Genomic DNA, 17542 nt, shown 5'->3' on the forward strand with positions numbered 1-17542 from the left:
CTTAGACTGTTCGAGAACAACTGTCGCCCTCCATTGTCCCAATTGTTTGGCATGGCGGCAGCCCGAAAGCCTGCGCCCGACCGCCCGGACCACCCGTCCGGACGCTTCAAACATGGGCTTGACCGGCGGCTTGTGTCATGATGTCGCCCACTTTTGGTCCAGCCATCGCTCTCTCTCCCTATGAATAGACTCTTCGCCTCGCTGACCGCTCTGGTACTTCTCGGCGGCTGCCAAAGCATCTCCCAGCCGGACGGCAGCCAACCGACCCAGGAAGCCATGCCGGCGCCGGTCAAGGTCGAGTCGCCGCCGCCGCCGAAGGTGCGCGACTTCAGCGAAGAGAGCCTGTACACCCTGCTGGTCGCCGAACTGGCCGGACAACGCAACCGTTTCGACATCTCCCTCGCCGGCTACGTGCAGCAGGCACGGGAGACCCACGACCCGGGCGTGGCCGAACGCGCCTTCCGCATCGCCGAATACCTGGGCGCCGATCAGGCTGCCCTGGAGACCGTGCTGATCTGGGCCGACAGCGCCCCGAGCAATCTCGACGCCCAGCGCGCGGCTGCGGTCCAGCTGGCGCGCAACGGTCGCTACGACGAATCCATGCGCTACATGGAGCGGGTTCTGCAGGCCCAGGGCGACACCCATTTCGACTTCCTGGCCCTGGCTGCCGCGGAAAGCGACCCCGAGACGCGCGCCGGGCTGCTGCAGAGCTTCGACCGGCTGCTCGCCAAGTCCCCGGACAACGGCCAGCTATTGTTCGGCAAGGCACTGCTGCTGCAACAGGACAACCAGCCCCAGGCAGCCCTGCAACTGCTCGAGAAGCATCCGGCCAGCGAGCGCGAGATCGCCCCGCTGCTGCTGCGCGCGCGTCTGCTGCAGAGTCTTTCGCGCACCGACGAAGCCCTGCCGCTGCTGCGCAAGGGCATACGCCAGCACCCCGACGACAAGCGCCTGCGCCTGACCTATGCCCGCCTACTGGTCGAGCAGGGCAAGATCGGCGACGCCAAGTCGGAGTTCGCCGGACTGGTCCAGCAGTTCCCTGAGGATGACGAGCTGCGGCTGTCCATGGCCCTGGTCTGCATGGAGGACAAGGACTGGGACGAGGCGGCGGTCTACCTGCAGGAGCTGATCGAGCGCGGCAGCTATGTGGATGCGGCGCACTTCCACCTGGGCCGGGTCTACGAAGAGCGCAAGGACCCGCAGAGCGCCCTGATCGAATACCTCCTGGTCGCGCCCGGCAACTACTTCCTCCCGGCGCAGCAGCGCCAGAGCGAGATCCTCCTGGACAGCGGCCACTCCGCGGAGGCCTCGGCGAACCTGGCCAAGGCGCGCGCCAACCACCCGGACTTCGCCCTGCAACTGTACCTGATCGAGGCCGAAGCCCTGTCCAACCGCCAGCAGCAGGACCGTGCCTGGCAGGTCATCGAACAGGCCCTGCAGCAGTTCCCCGACGACCTCAACCTGCTCTACACCCGAGCCATGCTGGCGGAGAAGCGCAGCGATCTGTCCCAGCTCGAGCGCGACCTGCGCTTCATCCTCCAGCGCGAGCCGGACAACGCCATGGCACTGAACGCCCTCGGGTATACCTTGGCCGATCGCACCACGCGCTACGACGAGGCCAGGACCCTGATCGAGCAGGCGTACCAGATCAACCCGAACGATCCAGCCATCCTCGACAGCCTCGGCTGGGTGAACTACCGTCAGGGCAACCTGAGAGACGCCGAACGCCTGTTGCGCCAGGCCCTCGAGCGCCTGCCCGATCAGGAGGTGGCCGCCCACCTGGGCGAAGTGCTCTGGGCCCAGGGCAAGCAACGGGAAGCCCGCCAGGTCTGGAGCAAGGCCCTCAAGGAAAATCCCGACAGCCCCACCGTGCGCAGCACCCAGCAGCGCCTGACCGGATCCGAGAAACGCTGAGCCATGCCCATGCGTCTGTTACGCCAGCTCCTCGCCTTCAGCCTGATCGCCCTGCTGGCCGGCTGCGCCGGCCTCACGTCCCGCGAGGCCCTCGAGGGCCAGGGCGACCCCAGCCGATGGCGGGCGCACAAGGAGGAGATCAGCGCCCTCGACGCCTGGCAGATCAATGGCAAGGTCGGCATCCAGTCGCCCGGCGACTCCGGCAGCGGCACCCTGTTCTGGCTGCAGCGCCAGGACTACTACGACATCCGCCTGTCCGGTCCGCTCGGCCGGGGAGCCACCCGCCTGACCGGCCGCCCCGGCAGGATCGTTCTGGAGATCGCCGGAAAGGGCCGCTACGAGGCCGGTTCGCCAGAAAGTCTGCTGGAAAGGGAGCTCGGCTGGCGCCTGCCGGTGTCGCACTTGCTCTGGTGGGTGCGCGGTCTGCCAGCCCCCGACAGCCACAGCCAACTCACCCTCGACGGCGACAGCCACCTGGCCCGGCTGCAGCAGGATGGCTGGCGAGTCGAATACCAGCAGTACGCCGAACATAACGGCCACTGGTTGCCGGAACGCCTGAAAATTTACGGCAAGGACCTGATCGTCACCCTGGTGATCAAGGACTGGCAGCCGCGCCGACTAGGATTCTGATCATGAAGCAAGCCCAACTGACCCTGCCGGCCCCGGCCAAACTGAACCTGATGCTGCACATCGTCGGCCGCCGCGCCGACGGCTATCACGAGCTGCAGACCCTGTTCCAGTTCCTCGACTATGGCGACGAACTCGGCTTCGCCGTGCGCGAGGACGGCGAGATCCGCCTGCATACGGAGATTCCCGGCGTCCCCCACGACAGCAATCTGATCGTCAAGGCTGCCCGCAGTCTGCAGCAGCAGAGCGGCTGCCCGCTGGGGGCCGATATCTGGCTGGACAAGCGCCTGCCCATGGGCGGCGGCATCGGCGGCGGCAGCTCGGATGCCGCCACCACCCTGCTCGGCCTCAACCATCTCTGGCGGCTCGGCTGGGACGAGGACCGCCTGGCCGAACTCGGCCTGGCGCTGGGCGCCGATGTCCCGGTCTTCGTACGCGGCCGTGCGGCGTTCGCCGAAGGCGTCGGCGAACGCCTCCAGCCGGTCGAGCTGAGCGAACCCTGGTTCCTCGTCGTAGCACCGCAAGTCTTTGTCAGCACAGCAGAAATTTTCTCCGCCCCAGAGTTGACACGAAGCACTCCGCCTATTACAGTTCGCAGCCTTCTTGCAGGGGGTGGTCACAACGACTGCCAACCGGTTGTCGAGAAGCGTTACCCAGAAGTTCGTAACGCTTTGAACTTGCTGAACAAATTTGTTCCTGCAAAGATGACCGGCACTGGAGCTTGTGTGTTTGGGAGCTTCCCAAATCAAGGCGATGCTGATAAAGTCGCCCGCCAACTTCCAGTGACATTGCCGAGCTTCGTCGCTCAAGGTCGCAACATCTCCATGCTGCACCGCAGGCTCGAGGCACTGGCGCAGGAAGCGAATGCCTAGCATTCGATGTTGTGTGATACAGGGGCGTCGCCAAGCGGTAAGGCAGCAGGTTTTGATCCTGCCATGCGTTGGTTCGAATCCAGCCGCCCCTGCCATAACCTCCTCAGGTTTCACACGCGGCGAATCGGCATTGCGAATGTAAACCCACAGGGGCGTCGCCAAGCGGTAAGGCAGCAGGTTTTGATCCTGCCATGCGTTGGTTCGAATCCAGCCGCCCCTGCCATATTTCTGGAAGCTGTTCAAAAATGCTGCTGCTGGCCGCCTTTTTGAGCAGCTTTTTAATTTTCATCAGGTCCACCCTCAGCCGGCAGGTACTGCGCGTGTCCAAGATGATGGTCTTCACGGGGAACGCCAACCCCGATCTGGCGCGTCGCGTCGTACGTCAACTGCATATCCCCCTCGGCGACGCCTCCGTAGGCAAGTTCTCCGACGGGGAAATCAGTGTTGAAATCAATGAGAACGTCCGCGGCAAGGATGTCTTCATCATTCAACCGACTTGCGCCCCGACCAACGATAACCTCATGGAACTGGTAGTGATGGCCGACGCCTTCCGCCGTTCCTCGGCCTCGCGGATCACCGCGGTCGTTCCCTACTTCGGCTATGCCCGCCAGGACCGCCGCCCGCGCTCCGCCCGCGTGGCGATCAGCGCCAAGGTGGTGGCCGACATGCTGGCAGGCGTTGGCATCAACCGCGTGCTGACCGTCGACCTGCACGCCGACCAGATCCAGGGCTTCTTCGACGTTCCCGTGGACAACATCTACGGCTCGCCGACCCTGGTCGACGACATCGAAGACCAGCGTTTCGAGAACCTGATCATCGTCTCGCCGGACATCGGCGGCGTGGTTCGCGCCCGTGCCGTGGCCAAATCCCTGGGTGTTGATCTCGCCATCATCGACAAGCGCCGGCCGAAACCCAACGTCTCCGAAGTCATGCACATCATCGGCGACGTGGAAGGCCGCACCTGCATCGTGGTCGACGACATGGTCGATACCGCCGGCACCCTCTGCCATGCCGCCAAGGCACTGAAGGAGCACGGCGCCGCCAAGGTCTACGCCTACTGCACCCACCCGGTGCTGTCCGGCCGCGCCATCGAGAACATCGGGAACTCGGTGCTGGACGAGTTGGTCGTGACCAACACCATTCCGCTGTCCGCCGCTGCGCAGGCCTGCTCGCGCATCCGCCAGCTGGATATCGCACCGGTAGTGGCTGAAGCGGTCCGCCGCATCAGCAACGAAGAATCGATCAGCGCGATGTTCCGCTGAGGGCCTGGCCCCGGCGAACACTCGCTGATGAAATACGCCCCGCCCCGTGCGGGGCTTTTTGCCAAACGCCCGGACGCTGGTCGCAAGCGGAAGGGCCGAATGGCCATATTGGAGAATGATGCAATGATCGAATTTGCCCTGAATGCCGAAGTGCGTTCCGACTTGGGGAAAGGTGCGAGCCGCCGCCTGCGTCGTAACGCCAACCTGGTTCCCGCCGTGATCTACGGTGGCGACAAGGCTCCCCAGTCCATCAGCCTGCAGGCCAACGAAGTGGCCAAGCTGATCGAGAACGAGGCTGCCTTCAGCCACGTGATCGCCCTGAACATCGCCGGCGCCACCGAGACCGTGCTGATCAAAGCCCTGCAGCGCCATCCGGCCAAGAGCTTCGTCCTGCACGCCGACTTCGTGCGCGTCGTCGCCGACCACAAGCTGACTGCCCACGTTCCGCTGCACTTCATCAACGCCGAAACCGCGCCTGCCGTGAAGCAGCAGGGCGGCGAAGTCTCCCACACCATCTCCGAAGTGGAAGTGTCCTGCCTGCCGAAGGACCTGCCGGAATTCATCGAAGTCGACCTGGCTAAGGTCGAAATCGGTCAGACCGTCCACCTGTCTGACCTGGCTGTTCCGGCTGGCGTCGAGCTGGTGGCCCTGGCCCATGGCAATGACCTGGCCGTCGCCAACATCCACGCTTCCCGCGTGAAGGAAGAAGGCGCCGAGTAATTCCAGCGTCTTCTACAAGAGGGCTCCTGCGATGACTGCCGTGAAACTGATCGTCGGCCTGGGTAATCCCGGCCCCGAATACGACCAGACCCGGCACAATGCAGGGGCCCTTTTCGTTGAGCGCGTGGCGTCCGCACAGCGCGTCAGCCTCAGCTCCGACCGCAAGTTTTTCGGCCTGACGGGAAAATTCACCCATCAGGGCCAAGACGTTCGTCTGCTGATTCCCACCACCTACATGAACCGCAGCGGCCAGGCCGTGGCAGCCCTCGCGGGCTTCTATCGCATCGAGCCGGAAGCGATCCTGGTGGCCCACGACGAACTCGACATGCCCCCCGGCGTCGCCAAGCTCAAGAAAGGCGGCGGCCACGGCGGTCACAACGGGCTGCGCGACATCATCGCCCAGCTGGGCAACCAGAACGGCTTCTACCGCCTGCGTCTGGGCATAGGCCACCCCGGCCACAGCAGCCAGGTGTCCGGCTACGTGCTCGGCCGCGCCCCGCAAGCCGAACGGGAAAAGCTCGACGCCAGCATCGATTTCGCCCTTGGCGTGCTGCCGGATATCCTCGCCGGGGACTGGACCCGCGCCATGCAGCGGCTGCACAGCCAGAAGGCCTGAGCGGCAATGCGCTGCGCGATTCGCCGTCCTGACGACCTATCCCGCCCCTGCGGCGCTCGCACCGTCACGACCTCTCACTAGACTCCACTTTTCCGCGAGGGAAACACCATGGGATTCAACTGCGGCATCGTCGGCCTGCCCAACGTCGGCAAATCCACCCTGTTCAACGCCCTCACCAAGTCCGGCATCGCAGCGGAGAACTTCCCCTTCTGCACCATCGAGCCGAACAGCGGTATCGTGCCGATGCCCGACCCGCGTCTCGACGCCCTGGCCGAGATCGTCAAGCCCGAGCGCGTGCTGCCGACCACCATGGAGTTCGTCGACATCGCCGGCCTGGTCGCCGGCGCCTCCAAGGGCGAGGGCCTGGGCAACAAGTTCCTGGCCAACATCCGCGAGACCGACGCCATCGCCCACGTGGTGCGCTGCTTCGAGGACGACAACGTCATCCACGTCGCCAACAGCGTCGATCCCAAGCGCGACATCGAGATCATCGACCTCGAACTGATCTTCGCCGACCTCGACAGCTGCGAGAAGCAGCTGCAGAAGGTCGCCCGCAACGCCAAGGGCGGCGACAAGGAAGCCCTGGCGCAGAAGGCCATCCTCGAACAGTTGATCCCGCACTTCAGCGCCGGCAAGCCGGCCCGCTCGCTGATGAAAAACCTGGGCGACGAGGAAAAGCGCCTGATCAGGGGCTTCCACCTGCTGACCAGCAAGCCGGTGATGTACATCGCCAACGTCGCCGAGGATGGCTTCGAGAACAACCCGCACCTGGACGTGGTCCGCGCCATCGCCGAGGAAGAAGGCGCGATCGTGGTGCCGGTGTGCAACAAGATCGAAGCGGAAATCGCCGAGCTGGACGACGACGAGGAAAAGCAGATGTTCCTCGAGTCCATGGGCATGGAAGAACCGGGCCTGAACCGGGTGATCCGCGCCGGATACCAGTTGCTCAACCTGCAGACCTACTTCACCGCCGGGGTCAAGGAAGTGCGCGCCTGGACCGTCAAGATCGGCGCCACCGCCCCGCAGGCCGCCGCCGTGATCCATACCGACTTCGAGAAGGGCTTCATCCGCGCCGAAGTCATCGCCTACGAAGACTTCATCCAGTACAAGGGCGAAGCCGGCGCCAAGGAAGCCGGCAAGTGGCGCCTGGAAGGCAAGGACTACATCGTCAAGGACGGCGACGTGATGCACTTCCGCTTCAACGTCTGATCGCCCTCCTCACGAAAAAGCCCCGGACCTCCGGGGCTTTTCGCTTTCAGGGGGCCACTCAGCTTCGCCGCTTGCCCGGCATCTCGATGCCGTGCTGGCGGACCCGGCGATACAGGGTGGCCCGCGAGATGCCCAGGGACTCGGCCGCCGGCCCCGGCTTCCAGCGGTGCCGGGTCAGGGCGTCGAGCAGCGCCTGGCGTTCGGGATTGGCCGCCGGAGCGGACTGCGCCTCGGGCGGAGCGTCGCCGCGCAACTCGGCCGGCAGGTCGGCGCAGCGGATCACGCCGCCGGTGCACACCGCGCAGGCATAGCGCAGGACATGGCGGAGCTGGCGCAGGTTGCCCGGCCAACGGTAGCCGAGCAGCCGCTCCAGCGCCGCTGCGCTCAGGCCGACGGACTCGCCGCAGGACGCCGCCTCCTCCGCCAGCACGCGGTTGATCAGCGCCAGACGGTCGCTGCGGCTGCGCAGCGGCGGCAGCTCGAAGCGCGCGGCGCCGATGCGGAAGTACAGGTCCTCGCGGAAGCTCCCGGCGGCCACCAGCGCCGCCAGGTCGCGGTGGGTGGCGCAGATCACCTGGATGTCCACCGCCTGCCGCCGCGCGGCGCCCAGCGGCGCCACCTCGCCCTCGGCGAGCGCCCGTAGCAGACGGGTCTGCAAGGTCAGCGGCATGTCGCCGATCTCGTCGAGGAACAGGGTGCCGCCGTCGGCCTGCTGCAACAGGCCGCGCATGCCCTTGCTGGAAGCGCCGGTGAAGGCGCCGGCGGCGTAGCCGAACAGTTCGCTCTCGATCAGGCTCTCCGGGATCGCCGCGCAGTTCAGGGTGACGAAGGGCTTGCCGCGGCGGGCGCTGGCCTCGTGCACCTGGCGGGCGAAGACCTCCTTGCCGGCGCCGGTCTCGCCCTGGACCAGCAGCGGCAGGTTGCGGTCCTTGACCCGCACAGCCAGGCGCAGGTGCTCGGCGATGCGCGGATCGAGCCGGGCATCGCGCAGCTTGTCGACCTGCGGCACCCGCTGTGGGCGCGGCGGCACGCTCAGGCGCACGTACAAGAGTTCGCCGTCGCCGCCCCCGGGCAGCCGGCAGGGGGCGCCGTCCGCCGCCGCGTGCAGGGCATCCGGCTCGAACACCTCGTCGATATGGTTGGGAACCTCGCCGAAACGCTGGCGCAGGTAGCGGCGCGCCGCCGGGTTGAGCGCCAGCAGGCAGCCGTCGGCGCCCCAGGCGAACAAGTAGTCGGGCTGGCTGTCGACGTAGCCCGGCACGGCATGGGCACGCAGTATCCAGTGGCCCTGGGCGCCGTGCATGAAGAAGGCGTTCTCGATCTGCCTAGCGCTCTGCGCCACCAGTTGGCGGATCAGGGTCTGGCTGCGGCGGTCGTCCGGCGAGCGCACCGCCGAGGCGTCGAGCACGCCGAGCAGTTCGCCCTGCGGATCGAAGATCGGCGCCGCCGAGCAGGTCAGGCCGATGAAGGCGGCGCGGAAGTGGTCGCGCTTGTGCACCGTCAGCGGCATCCGGCTGGCCAGCACGGTGGCCACGCCGCAGGTGCCCTCCTCGCCCTCCGACCACCAGGTGCCGAGGTCGAGGCCGGCCTTGCGGCAGTCGCGGCGGATCGCTGGGTCGACCCGGTAGTCGAGGGTCCGCCCCTGGGCGTCGGCGAGCAGCACGCAGTAGTCGGCGTCGCGCACCTGGCCGTGCAGGCGACCGACCTCCGCGCTGGCGATGCGCAGGAATGGCTCGGCGCGCTCGCGGCACTCCCGGAGCTGAGTCTGGTCGAGGATGCGCGGCCCCTGCAGGGAGCCGGGATCGAGTCGGTGCTGCTCCAGCGAGCGGCGCCAGGAATCGAGGATGGGGGCGGGAACCGGCGCCTGCGGCAGACGCGCGGCGTTCTTCACCACGCGGCTGACGCAGTCCACGTGGTCCTTCGAGTGTGCGGAAAGCATGGCGTCTCCGTTTCTCGTGTCTTGTTGTTGTCCCGCCATTAAGCACCCTGCCGGGATCCGCGACAAGCGGCAGGACGGAGAAGCCCGGTACTGAGACGGAGCGTCTCAGCGTCTCGCCCCGCCCGCCGCCTTTCCGATACTCGGCGTCTCGTCCGGGTCTCCTCCAAAACTCCCCCCTCCGGTCCAAAGCGCTCTGCCACGGGGCTTTCGGCCGATATCCGGCCCCCTGGCACCGCCCTTGCTCCGCTCCTCCGGCCACGGCCATGTCCGGCCGGGCACATCAAGACACCCACCCGGAGAACAACAAGATGTCCATCCGCTTGCCAGCCGCGCAACTGCTGCACGCCTATCGCGTGATGCGCACCATCCGCGTCTTCGAAGAACGCCTGCACATCGAATTCGCCACCGGCGAGATTCCCGGCTTCGTCCACCTCTACGCCGGCGAGGAAGCCTCCGCCGCCGGGGTCATGGCCCACCTGCGCGACGACGACTGCATCGCCTCCAACCACCGCGGCCACGGCCACTGCATCGCCAAGGGCGTGGACGTGCACGGGATGATGGCCGAGATCTACGGCAAGAAGACCGGCGTCTGCCAGGGCAAGGGCGGCTCCATGCACATCGCCGACCTGTCCAAGGGCATGCTCGGTGCCAACGGCATCGTCGGCGCCGGCGCGCCGCTGGCGGCCGGTGCGGCGCTGGCCGCCAGGATCAAGGGCAGCGACGCGGTGGCCGTGGCCTTCTTCGGCGACGGCGGCTCCAACGAGGGCGCCGTGTTCGAGGCGATGAACCTGGCCTCGATCATGAAGCTGCCGTGCCTCTTCGTCGCCGAGAACAACGGCTACGCCGAAGCCACCGCCTCCGGCTGGTCGGTGGCCTGCGGCCGCATCGCCGAACGCGCCGCCGCCTTCGGCATGCCCGGCGTGACGGTGGACGGCTTCGACTTCTTCGCCGTCCACGAGGCCGCTGGCGAGGCCGTGGCCCGTGCCCGCGCAGGCCTCGGACCGTCGCTGATCGAGGTGGAACTGACCCGCTACTACGGCCACTTCGAAGGCGACGCCCAGACCTACCGCGACCTGGACGAGCTGCGGCAGATCCGCGAGGAGCGCGACTGCCTCAAGCAGTTCCGCGAGCGCACCCTTGCCGTCGGCCTGCTCGACGCCTCGCAGCTCGACGACATCGACGGCGAGGTGGAGCGGCTGATCGAGGACAGCGTGGTCAGGGCCAAGAGCGATCCCAAGCCGCCGGCGACAGACCTCTTGGCAGACGTCTACGTCTCCTACCCCTGAGCCCCCATTCCAAGAACAAGAAGAAGGAAAACCATCATGGCGAGAAAGATCAGCTACCAGCAGGCCATCAACGAAGCCATGGCCCAGGAGATGCACCGCGACGAGACCGTCTTCCTGATCGGCCAGGACATCGCCGGCGGCGCCGGCGCACCGGGCGAGCAGGACGCCTGGGGCGGCGTGCTCGGCGTCACCAAGGGGCTCTACCACCCCTTCCCCGGCCGGGTGCTCGACGCCCCGCTGTCGGAGATCGCCTATGTCGGCGCGGCGGTCGGCGCCGCCACCCGCGGACTGCGCCCGGTGTGCGAACTGATGTTCGTCGACTTCGCCGGCTGCTGCCTGGACCAGATCCTCAACCAGGCGGCGAAATTCCGCTACATGTTCGGCGGCAAGACGGTCACCCCGCTGGTGCTGCGCGCAATGTACGGCGCCGGCCTGCGCGCCGCCGCCCAGCACTCGCAGATGCTCACCTCGTTCTGGACCCACATCCCCGGCCTCAAGGTGGTCTGCCCCTCCTCGCCCTACGACGCCAAGGGCCTGCTGATCCAGGCGATCCGCGACGACGACCCGGTGATCTTCCTCGAACACAAGATGCTCTACGGCATGCAGGGCGAGGTGCCGGAAGAGCTGTACAGCGTGCCCTTCGGCGAGGCCAACTTCCTGCGCGAGGGCGACGACGTGACCCTGGTCAGCTACGGCCGCATGGTTCACCTGGCCATGGAGGCCGCCGCCGGTCTGGCACGCCAAGGCATCGGCTGCGAGGTGCTCGACCTGCGCACCACCAGCCCGCTGGACGAGGACAGCATCCTCGAAAGCGTGGAGAAGACCGGCCGCCTAGTGGTGATCGACGAGGCCAACCCGCGCTGCTCGGTGGCCACCGACATCGCCGCGCTGGTCGCGCAGAAGGCCTTCGCCGCTCTCAAGGCGCCGATCGAGATGGTCACCGCGCCGCACACCCCGGTGCCCTTCACCGACGCCCTGGAAGACCTGTACATCCCCAACGCGGCGAAGATCGAAGCCGCCGTTCTGAAGATCGTCGACAGGAGGAAGGTCGCATGAGCCGGATCCATACCCTGACCATGCCGAAGTGGGGGCTGTCGATGACCGAGGGCAAGGTCAACGCCTGGCTCAAGGAGGAAGGCGCCGAGATCGCCAAGGGCGACGAGGTGCTCGACGTGGAAACCGACAAGATCTCCAGCAGCGTCGAGGCGCCCTTCTCCGGCGTGCTGCGGCGCATCGTCGCCAAGGAGGACGAGACCCTGCCGGTCGGCGCCCTGCTCGCCGTGGTGGTCGAAGGCGAGGCCAGCGAAGATGAGATCGACGCCGTGGTGCAGCGCTTCCAGGCCGAGTTCGTGCCCGGCGGCGAAGACGAGCAGGCCAGCGGCCCGGCGCCGCAGAAGGTCGCGCTGGACGGCCGCGTCATCCGCTTCCTCGACCGCGGCGAGGGCGGCGCCCCGCTGCTGCTGGTCCATGGCTTCGGCGGCGACCTGAACAACTGGCTGTTCAACCACGAGGCGCTGGCCGCCGGCCGCCGGGTGATCGCCCTCGACCTGCCGGGCCACGGCGAGTCGGGCAAGACGCTGAAAAGCGGCGACCTCGACGAGCTGAGCCGGGCCGCGCTGGCCCTGCTCGACCACCTGGACATCCCGCGCGCGCACCTCGTCGGCCACTCCATGGGCGGCGCGGTATCGCTGAACCTGGCGCGCCTGGCGCCCGAGCGGGTGCTCTCGCTGACCCTGATCGGCAGCGCCGGCCTGGGCGCGGAGATCAACGGCGACTACCTCAACGGCTTCGTCGAAGCGAGCAACCGCAACGCCCTCAAGCCGCAACTGGTGCAGCTGTTCTCCGACCCGGCGCTGATCACCCGGCAGATGCTGGAAGACATGCTCAAGTACAAGCGTCTGGAGGGCGTCGACGCGGCGCTGCGCCAGTTGGTCGAGCGGTTGTCCGAAGGTGGCCGCCAGCGGATCGACCTGCGCGGCGTGCTGGAGCAGGGCCGCCATCCGGCGCTGGTGATCTGGGGCAGCGACGACGCCATCATCCCCGCCGCCCATGCCCGGGGCCTGCAGGCGCAGGTGGAGATCCTCCCGGGCCAGGCGCACATGGTGCAGATGGAAGCGGCCGATGAGGTCAACCGGCTGATCCAGGCCTTCCTCGCCCAACACTGAAACCGGCGGCGGCCGGCCCGCGCCGGTCGCCCACTCATCGCAAGCCCTGAAGGAGAAAAGAACAATGACAACCTCCCTTGGCGCCACCATGCGCGCCGCCGTCTGGCACGGCCGTCAGGACATCCGCGTCGAAGACGTGCCGCTGCCCGCCGACCCGCCGCCCGGCTGGGTGCAGATCCGCGTCGACTGGTGCGGCATCTGCGGCTCGGACCTGCACGAATACGTCGCCGGCCCGGTGTTCATCCCGGTCGAGAAGCCCCACCCGCTCACCGGCATCCAGGGCCAGTGCATCCTCGGCCACGAATTCAGCGGCGAGATCGTCAAGCTCGGCGCCGGCGTGAGCGGCTTCGCCCCCGGCGAGCGGATCGCCGCCGACGCCTGCCAGCACTGCGGCACCTGCTACTACTGCCGCAGCGGCCTGTACAACCTCTGTGAGAAGCTGGCCTTCACCGGGCTGATGAACAACGGCGCCTTCGCCGAACGGGTGAACGTGCCGGCCGAACTGCTCTACAAGCTGCCGGCCGGCTTCCCCGTCGAGGCCGGCGCGCTGATCGAACCGCTGGCGGTGGGCATGCACGCGGTGAAGAAGGCCGGCAGCCTGCTCGGCCAGAACGTGGTGGTGGTCGGCGCCGGCACCATCGGCCTGTGCACCATCATGTGCGCCAGGGCGGCCGGCGCGGCCCAGGTGATCGCCCTGGAAATGTCCTCGGCGCGCAAGGCCAAGGCGCTGGAAGTGGGCGCGAGCCTGGTGCTCGATCCCCAGGAATGCGACGCGCTGGCGGAAATCCGCGCCCACACCCACGGCCTCGGCGCCGACGTCAGTTTCGAGTGCATCGGCAACCAGCACACCGCCAAGCTGGCCATCGACGTCATCCGCAACGCCGGCAAGAGCGTGCTGGTCGGCATCTTCGAGGAACCCAGCGCGTTCAACTTCTTCGAACTGGTCTCCACCGAGAAACAGGTCATCGGCGCCCTGGCCTACAACGGCGAATTCGCCGACGTGATCGCCTTCATCGCCGACGGCCGCCTGGACGTCGAACCGCTGATCACCGGCCGCATCGGCCTGGAAGACATCGTCGGCCGCGGTTTCGAGGAACTGGTCAACAACAAGGAGCACAACGTCAAGATCATTGTTTCGCCGCATTGAAGAGGGCGCGAGGCGGCGGGCGTCGGGGAGGCTTGCCCCCTAATGGGGTTACGCCCTCCCAAACGATCTGTCGTCATAGGCAGAAAGCGGCCGAAGCAGACGTTCGAGGCGACACGTTACGACTTCGTTTCCTGGTTAATGCTGCCAAGCGGATCCTGGCGGTGTGCAAGCTGCCGTGCAGAGAGGTGGAGCGCCAGGTGGTGTCCAGCGCCCGCTTGCGCTGTTGCCGCACACCACGAGTCGCGGGACGGTGGCAACTTCGAGTGCATTGCGATGAAAGCCCTGCGCTTCAGCAATGGGGGCGAGGTCAAAGTCGTGCTCACTGCTCAGTACTTGATGTCTCGGGCTTTCTCCCGCCCTTGCTGTTTGGTCTGCCGCTTATCCTGCCGGCATTGGGCATTGCTTTTCTGGTCGGCGGCGCGGCAATCCTGCTTGGTCTGGCGGGCAGACTGACGCGTTTCGTGGCGAAGGCCCCGAGCGGCACGACGTTGATCGGCTTGATCCGTAGCCAAGGACGTACCGACCGATGCCACGAGGAGAGTCGCCGTCAACATTGCAGTAAATAGTGCGCGGGCCATGAGGTTACCTCCTGCCGCTTAGGTATCGGGAATATTCAGTACAGCTGATTTTCCTGTCGCCTGCCGCATGGTTGCCAATGCATTACGTCTCCCGTTCGACGACATGCCGACTCAGGGCGCCGTCAGATCAAACCATTCTGCAGGCGCTGAGGCCCCGAGAGCGTCCTTAGGACGGAGGCGTAGTTGGCCGTGCCTTTCTGTCAGCGCGGTTCCGGTCCGGTGAAACAGGCAGTTTTGGGTCGGGTGCTGCCGGTCGAGAAAGGCTGAAGTCGACCCAAACCGGACGACGATTGGATGGATTTTGTTCGGCTCGCGGCCACAGAGCAGATTCTTTCGCCCCCGTAGAAAGCACCATCTACACTGCTTTTGCCTAGTCGCGGCATTGCGAACAGGCTTCTTTCATTGCAAAAGGACAGGCATATGAAAGCATATGGAGCTGAGTTTCTAGGGACTTTCTGGCTGGTTTTGGGCGGTTGCGGTAGCGCAGTGCTGGCTGCCACCTTTCCTCACGTGGGGATTGGGCTTCTGGGAGTTGCTCTGGCCTTCGGCCTAACGGTATTGACCATGGCCTACGCCGTTGGGCATATCTCCGGAGGGCATTTCAACCCCGCTGTGTCCATCGGTTTGTGGGCCGGCGGGCGACTCCTGGCTAAGCAGTTGCCACCATACATCGCCGCTCAACTCCTGGGCGGACTTGCTGCAGGTGGCGTGCTCTATCTGATCGCCAGCGGACACGCTGGCTTCGATGTATCCGCAGGCTTCGCCTCCAACGGTTATGGCGAGCACTCGCCTGGCGGCTACTCGCTGTTAGCTGCCGCAATCAGTGAAGTGGTGATGACCGCATTCTTCCTGCTGATCATCCTCGGCTCGACCTCCAAGCGTGCGCCAGTCGGATTCGCGCCTGTCCCCATTGGCTTGGCGCTGACGCTGATCCACCTGGTCAGCATCCCGGTCACCAACACTTCGGTGAACCCGGCACGCAGCACCGGAGTTGCTCTGTATGCTGGCGGCTGGGCTATCGATCAGCTGTGGCTGTTCTGGGTGGCCCCGATTATCGGTGCCCTGCTCGGGGCTCTGGTCTACCGGGGAATTAGTAGCACAGGGGATTGAAACGGGCGCTCTCCTTGCCGAGCGTGCTCGGGAGCGCGACACAGTTCATTCATATGGCTCGCCAAGCTGACAACCGAGTCGTGAGTTTTTCCGCCGTCTGACGTCTGTTTTGCGGAGAGTGGACGAATGCCCACTTCTGGCCGCTACCAACCGGTCGCTTCCCCCATCAGAACAGTCTCAGATGCGGGGCCGGAACAGCGGTACAGCGGCGCGGGGGGCCATGGAGTAGCTAGGCCGCTCCGAAGTAGATACGGGCGTCGACTTCTACCCAATCCAGTACAGGCATAGCGAGAGGGTGATCAGAGAACCGAGCGTTGATAGCAGGATAGTGCGTGATACCACCGAGGCTTCGCGGCGATAAAACTCCGCGAGCATAAACGGCCCGGTGCCCGTCGGCAGCGCACTCAACAATAGGGCTGCCTTTGCCTACAGAGGCGGTAGCTTGAAAACGTAGTAGGCAAGCGGCCAGGTTACACAATCCTCCTCAGACAAACGCATCCGCATAGAAACGCCCCTCCTCCAGCTGGCGCTCGGCAACGAACAGGCGACGCGCCGCGTCGATCATCGCCGGCGAGCCGCAGGCGTAGACCTCGGCGTCCTTCAGGCTGGCAAAGTCTTCCAGCACCCGGTCCTGCACGTGGCCGGTGGCGCCCTGCCAGTCGCAGGCCGCGCTCGGGCGGGAGAGGACGGGGGTGTATTGCAGCCAGGGCAGTTCGGCCTGTAGGGCGAACAGTTCGTCGTGGCGATACAGGTCCTGGCGCCGGCGGCCGCCCCAGTAGAGGTGGACTGGGCGGTTTGCGGCCCGTTCGCGCAGTTCTTCCAGCAGCGCCCGGATCGGCGCGAAGCCGGTGCCGGTGGCGAGGAACACCAGCGGCCCGCTGCCGTCGCGCAGGTAGAAGGAACCGAACGGGCCTTCCAGGCGCAGCACGGTCTTGGGTTTCAGGCCGTCGAACACGAAGCCGCTGAACGCCCCGCCCGGCACCCGGCGGATGTGCCATTCGATCTGGCCGTCGGCGGCGGCGCGGGTGGCCATGGAGTAGCTGCGCCGACTGCCGTCCTTGAGCAGCACCTGGGCGTACTGCCCGGCGTAGTAGTCGAAGCGGGAGCCCGGCGGCAGCATCAGGCGGACGATGGCCACGTCGTCGCCGGCCCTGTCGATACTGGCCACGCGCACGCCCATCTGCTGCACGGTGACGCCGCGCAGCGCGGTGACTTCCGGTGCGTCGATGACCAGGTCGGAGGTCGGCCTGGCACAGCAGAACAGCGCCAGGCCGGCCGCCCGCTCCGCCTCGGGCAGCACGCTCAGCGGGCTTTCGCCGTGGTCGACGCTGCCGCTGGCGATCTTGCCCTTGCAGCTGCCGCAGGCCCCGGTGCGGCAGCTGTGGCGGAGCATCAGGCCCTCGGCCAGGGCGCCGTCGAGAATGGTCCGCCCGGCGTCCAGGCCGAACGTCTGCCCCGAGGGCTGGATGTCTACGTGGAATTTCATGGTCGTTCGCCCCCTCGGGTTGATCTGTCGATGCATCCGCCGCTCAGTGGTTGCGCCCGGCGGCGAGCAGGTCCAGGGCCACGTCGACGATCATGTCCTCCTGGCCGCCGACCATCCGCCGCCGGCCCAGCTCGACCAGGATGTCCACGGTCTTCAGCCCATACTTGCGCGCCGCCACCTCCGCATGGCGCAGGAAGCTGGAGTAGACCCCGGCATAACCCAGCGCCAGGGTCTCGCGGTCGACCCGCACCGGCCGGTCCTGCAGCGGGCGGACGAGCTCGTCGGCGGCGTCCATCAGGGTGTAGAGGTCGGTGCCGTGCTGCCAGCCCAGCCGCTCGGCCGCGGCGACGAACACCTCCAGCGGCGCGTTGCCGGCGCCGGCGCCCATCCCGGCCAGACTGGCGTCGATGCGGTCGCAGCCCTCCTCCACCGCGACCAGGGAGTTGGCCACCCCCAGGCTCAGGTTGTGGTGGGCGTGGATGCCGGTCTGGGTCGCGGGATCGAGCGCGTCCTTCAGCGCGCGGAAGCGCTCGCGGATGTCCTGCATCTGCATCGCCCCGCCGGAGTCGACCACGTAGATGCAGGTGGCGCCGTAACCCTCCATCTTCTTC

16 protein-coding genes, 2 tRNA genes and 1 pseudogene are annotated in these 17542 nt (G+C 66.5%); 14 read left to right on the top strand and 5 right to left on the bottom strand.

What is annotated here, in order from left to right; translation table 11 throughout:
• The first annotated feature begins 180 nt into the window (after window positions 1-180).
• The 9 genes from ACFOJE_RS11360 (at window position 181) to ychF (ending at window position 7220) form a co-directional block, all read left to right on the top strand.
• On the top strand, window positions 181-1914 hold the full coding sequence (locus tag ACFOJE_RS11360) for a tetratricopeptide repeat protein (RefSeq protein WP_377814461.1): 1734 nt from the start codon (window positions 181-183) through the stop codon (window positions 1912-1914).
• Between the two features lie 9 nt (window positions 1915-1923).
• Window positions 1924-2544: a lipoprotein insertase outer membrane protein LolB gene (gene lolB / locus ACFOJE_RS11365; protein WP_377814462.1), complete on the top strand. Its 621-nt coding sequence runs from the start codon at window positions 1924-1926 to the stop codon at window positions 2542-2544.
• A 2-nt stretch (window positions 2545-2546) separates the two neighbouring features.
• Window positions 2547-3413 carry a 4-(cytidine 5'-diphospho)-2-C-methyl-D-erythritol kinase gene (gene ispE / locus ACFOJE_RS11370; RefSeq protein WP_377814463.1) on the top strand — a complete coding sequence of 289 codons (867 nt, stop codon included), beginning with the start codon at window positions 2547-2549 and terminating at the stop codon, window positions 3411-3413.
• Between the two features lie 20 nt (window positions 3414-3433).
• A tRNA-Gln gene (locus tag ACFOJE_RS11375) sits at window positions 3434-3508 on the top strand.
• Between the two features lie 53 nt (window positions 3509-3561).
• A tRNA-Gln gene (locus tag ACFOJE_RS11380) sits at window positions 3562-3636 on the top strand.
• Between the two features lie 97 nt (window positions 3637-3733).
• Complete coding sequence (locus tag ACFOJE_RS11385; protein ID WP_377814464.1) at window positions 3734-4675, top strand: ribose-phosphate pyrophosphokinase; 942 nt, start codon at window positions 3734-3736, stop codon at window positions 4673-4675.
• 123 nt (window positions 4676-4798) lie between these two features.
• The gene (locus ACFOJE_RS11390; protein ID WP_377814465.1) at window positions 4799-5395 is read left to right on the top strand and encodes a 50S ribosomal protein L25/general stress protein Ctc; all 597 of its coding nucleotides are present in this window, start codon (window positions 4799-4801) and stop codon (window positions 5393-5395) included.
• Between the two features lie 31 nt (window positions 5396-5426).
• Complete coding sequence (pth, locus tag ACFOJE_RS11395; protein WP_377814466.1) at window positions 5427-6011, top strand: aminoacyl-tRNA hydrolase; 585 nt, start codon at window positions 5427-5429, stop codon at window positions 6009-6011.
• Between the two features lie 108 nt (window positions 6012-6119).
• Window positions 6120-7220, top strand: coding sequence for a redox-regulated ATPase YchF (ychF, locus tag ACFOJE_RS11400; protein WP_377814467.1), 1101 nt, complete (start codon window positions 6120-6122; stop codon window positions 7218-7220).
• 58 nt (window positions 7221-7278) lie between these two features.
• Here ychF and ACFOJE_RS11405 read toward each other — a convergent pair whose 3' ends face one another.
• Window positions 7279-9159, bottom strand: coding sequence for a sigma-54-dependent Fis family transcriptional regulator (locus ACFOJE_RS11405; protein WP_377814468.1), 1881 nt, complete (start codon window positions 9157-9159; stop codon window positions 7279-7281).
• Window positions 9160-9467: 308 nt separating this feature from the next.
• On the opposite strand from ACFOJE_RS11405, the gene ACFOJE_RS11410 reads away from it, so the two are divergent.
• The 4 genes from ACFOJE_RS11410 to ACFOJE_RS11425 all read left to right on the top strand — a co-directional run bounded on the left by ACFOJE_RS11410 (window position 9468) and on the right by ACFOJE_RS11425 (window position 13757).
• A complete protein-coding gene (locus tag ACFOJE_RS11410; protein WP_377814469.1) occupies window positions 9468-10445 on the top strand; it encodes a thiamine pyrophosphate-dependent dehydrogenase E1 component subunit alpha in 978 nt (325 codons plus the stop codon).
• A 36-nt stretch (window positions 10446-10481) separates the two neighbouring features.
• Entirely contained in the window at window positions 10482-11501 is a 1020-nt protein-coding gene (locus ACFOJE_RS11415; protein ID WP_377814470.1) for an alpha-ketoacid dehydrogenase subunit beta, read from the top strand.
• Complete coding sequence (locus ACFOJE_RS11420; protein ID WP_377814471.1) at window positions 11498-12610, top strand: acetoin dehydrogenase dihydrolipoyllysine-residue acetyltransferase subunit; 1113 nt, start codon at window positions 11498-11500, stop codon at window positions 12608-12610. Before ACFOJE_RS11415 ends, ACFOJE_RS11420 begins: the two co-directional genes overlap by 4 nt.
• Window positions 12611-12698: 88 nt before the next feature.
• The gene (locus ACFOJE_RS11425) at window positions 12699-13757 is read left to right on the top strand and encodes a 2,3-butanediol dehydrogenase (protein WP_377814481.1); all 1059 of its coding nucleotides are present in this window, start codon (window positions 12699-12701) and stop codon (window positions 13755-13757) included.
• Between the two features lie 326 nt (window positions 13758-14083).
• Here the strand turns inward: ACFOJE_RS11425 and ACFOJE_RS11430 are convergent, their stop codons facing one another.
• On the bottom strand, window positions 14084-14335 hold the full coding sequence (locus tag ACFOJE_RS11430) for a hypothetical protein (protein ID WP_377814472.1): 252 nt from the start codon (window positions 14333-14335) through the stop codon (window positions 14084-14086).
• A gap of 402 nt (window positions 14336-14737) precedes the next feature.
• Between ACFOJE_RS11430 and aqpZ the strand changes: the two genes are divergently transcribed.
• Window positions 14738-15445, top strand: a complete 708-nt coding sequence (gene aqpZ / locus ACFOJE_RS11435) for an aquaporin Z (RefSeq protein ID WP_377814473.1) — start codon at window positions 14738-14740, stop codon at window positions 15443-15445.
• A gap of 264 nt (window positions 15446-15709) precedes the next feature.
• Here aqpZ and ACFOJE_RS11440 read toward each other — a convergent pair.
• The 3 genes and pseudogenes from ACFOJE_RS11440 to dmpG all read right to left on the bottom strand — a co-directional run.
• Window positions 15710-15916, bottom strand: a pseudogene (locus ACFOJE_RS11440) (AEC family transporter); the annotation flags it as partial.
• Between the two features lie 13 nt (window positions 15917-15929).
• Entirely contained in the window at window positions 15930-16931 is a 1002-nt protein-coding gene (locus ACFOJE_RS11445; RefSeq protein ID WP_377814474.1) for a CDP-6-deoxy-delta-3,4-glucoseen reductase, read from the bottom strand.
• 43 nt (window positions 16932-16974) lie between these two features.
• Window positions 16975-17542 (bottom strand): 4-hydroxy-2-oxovalerate aldolase (dmpG, locus tag ACFOJE_RS11450; RefSeq protein WP_377814475.1); only part of this gene is annotated, 568 nt, incomplete at its 5' end.

It is taken from the genome of Azotobacter bryophylli (assembly GCF_042643485.1).
In the GTDB taxonomy this organism is placed as follows: domain Bacteria; phylum Pseudomonadota; class Gammaproteobacteria; order Pseudomonadales; family Pseudomonadaceae; genus Azotobacter; species Azotobacter bryophylli.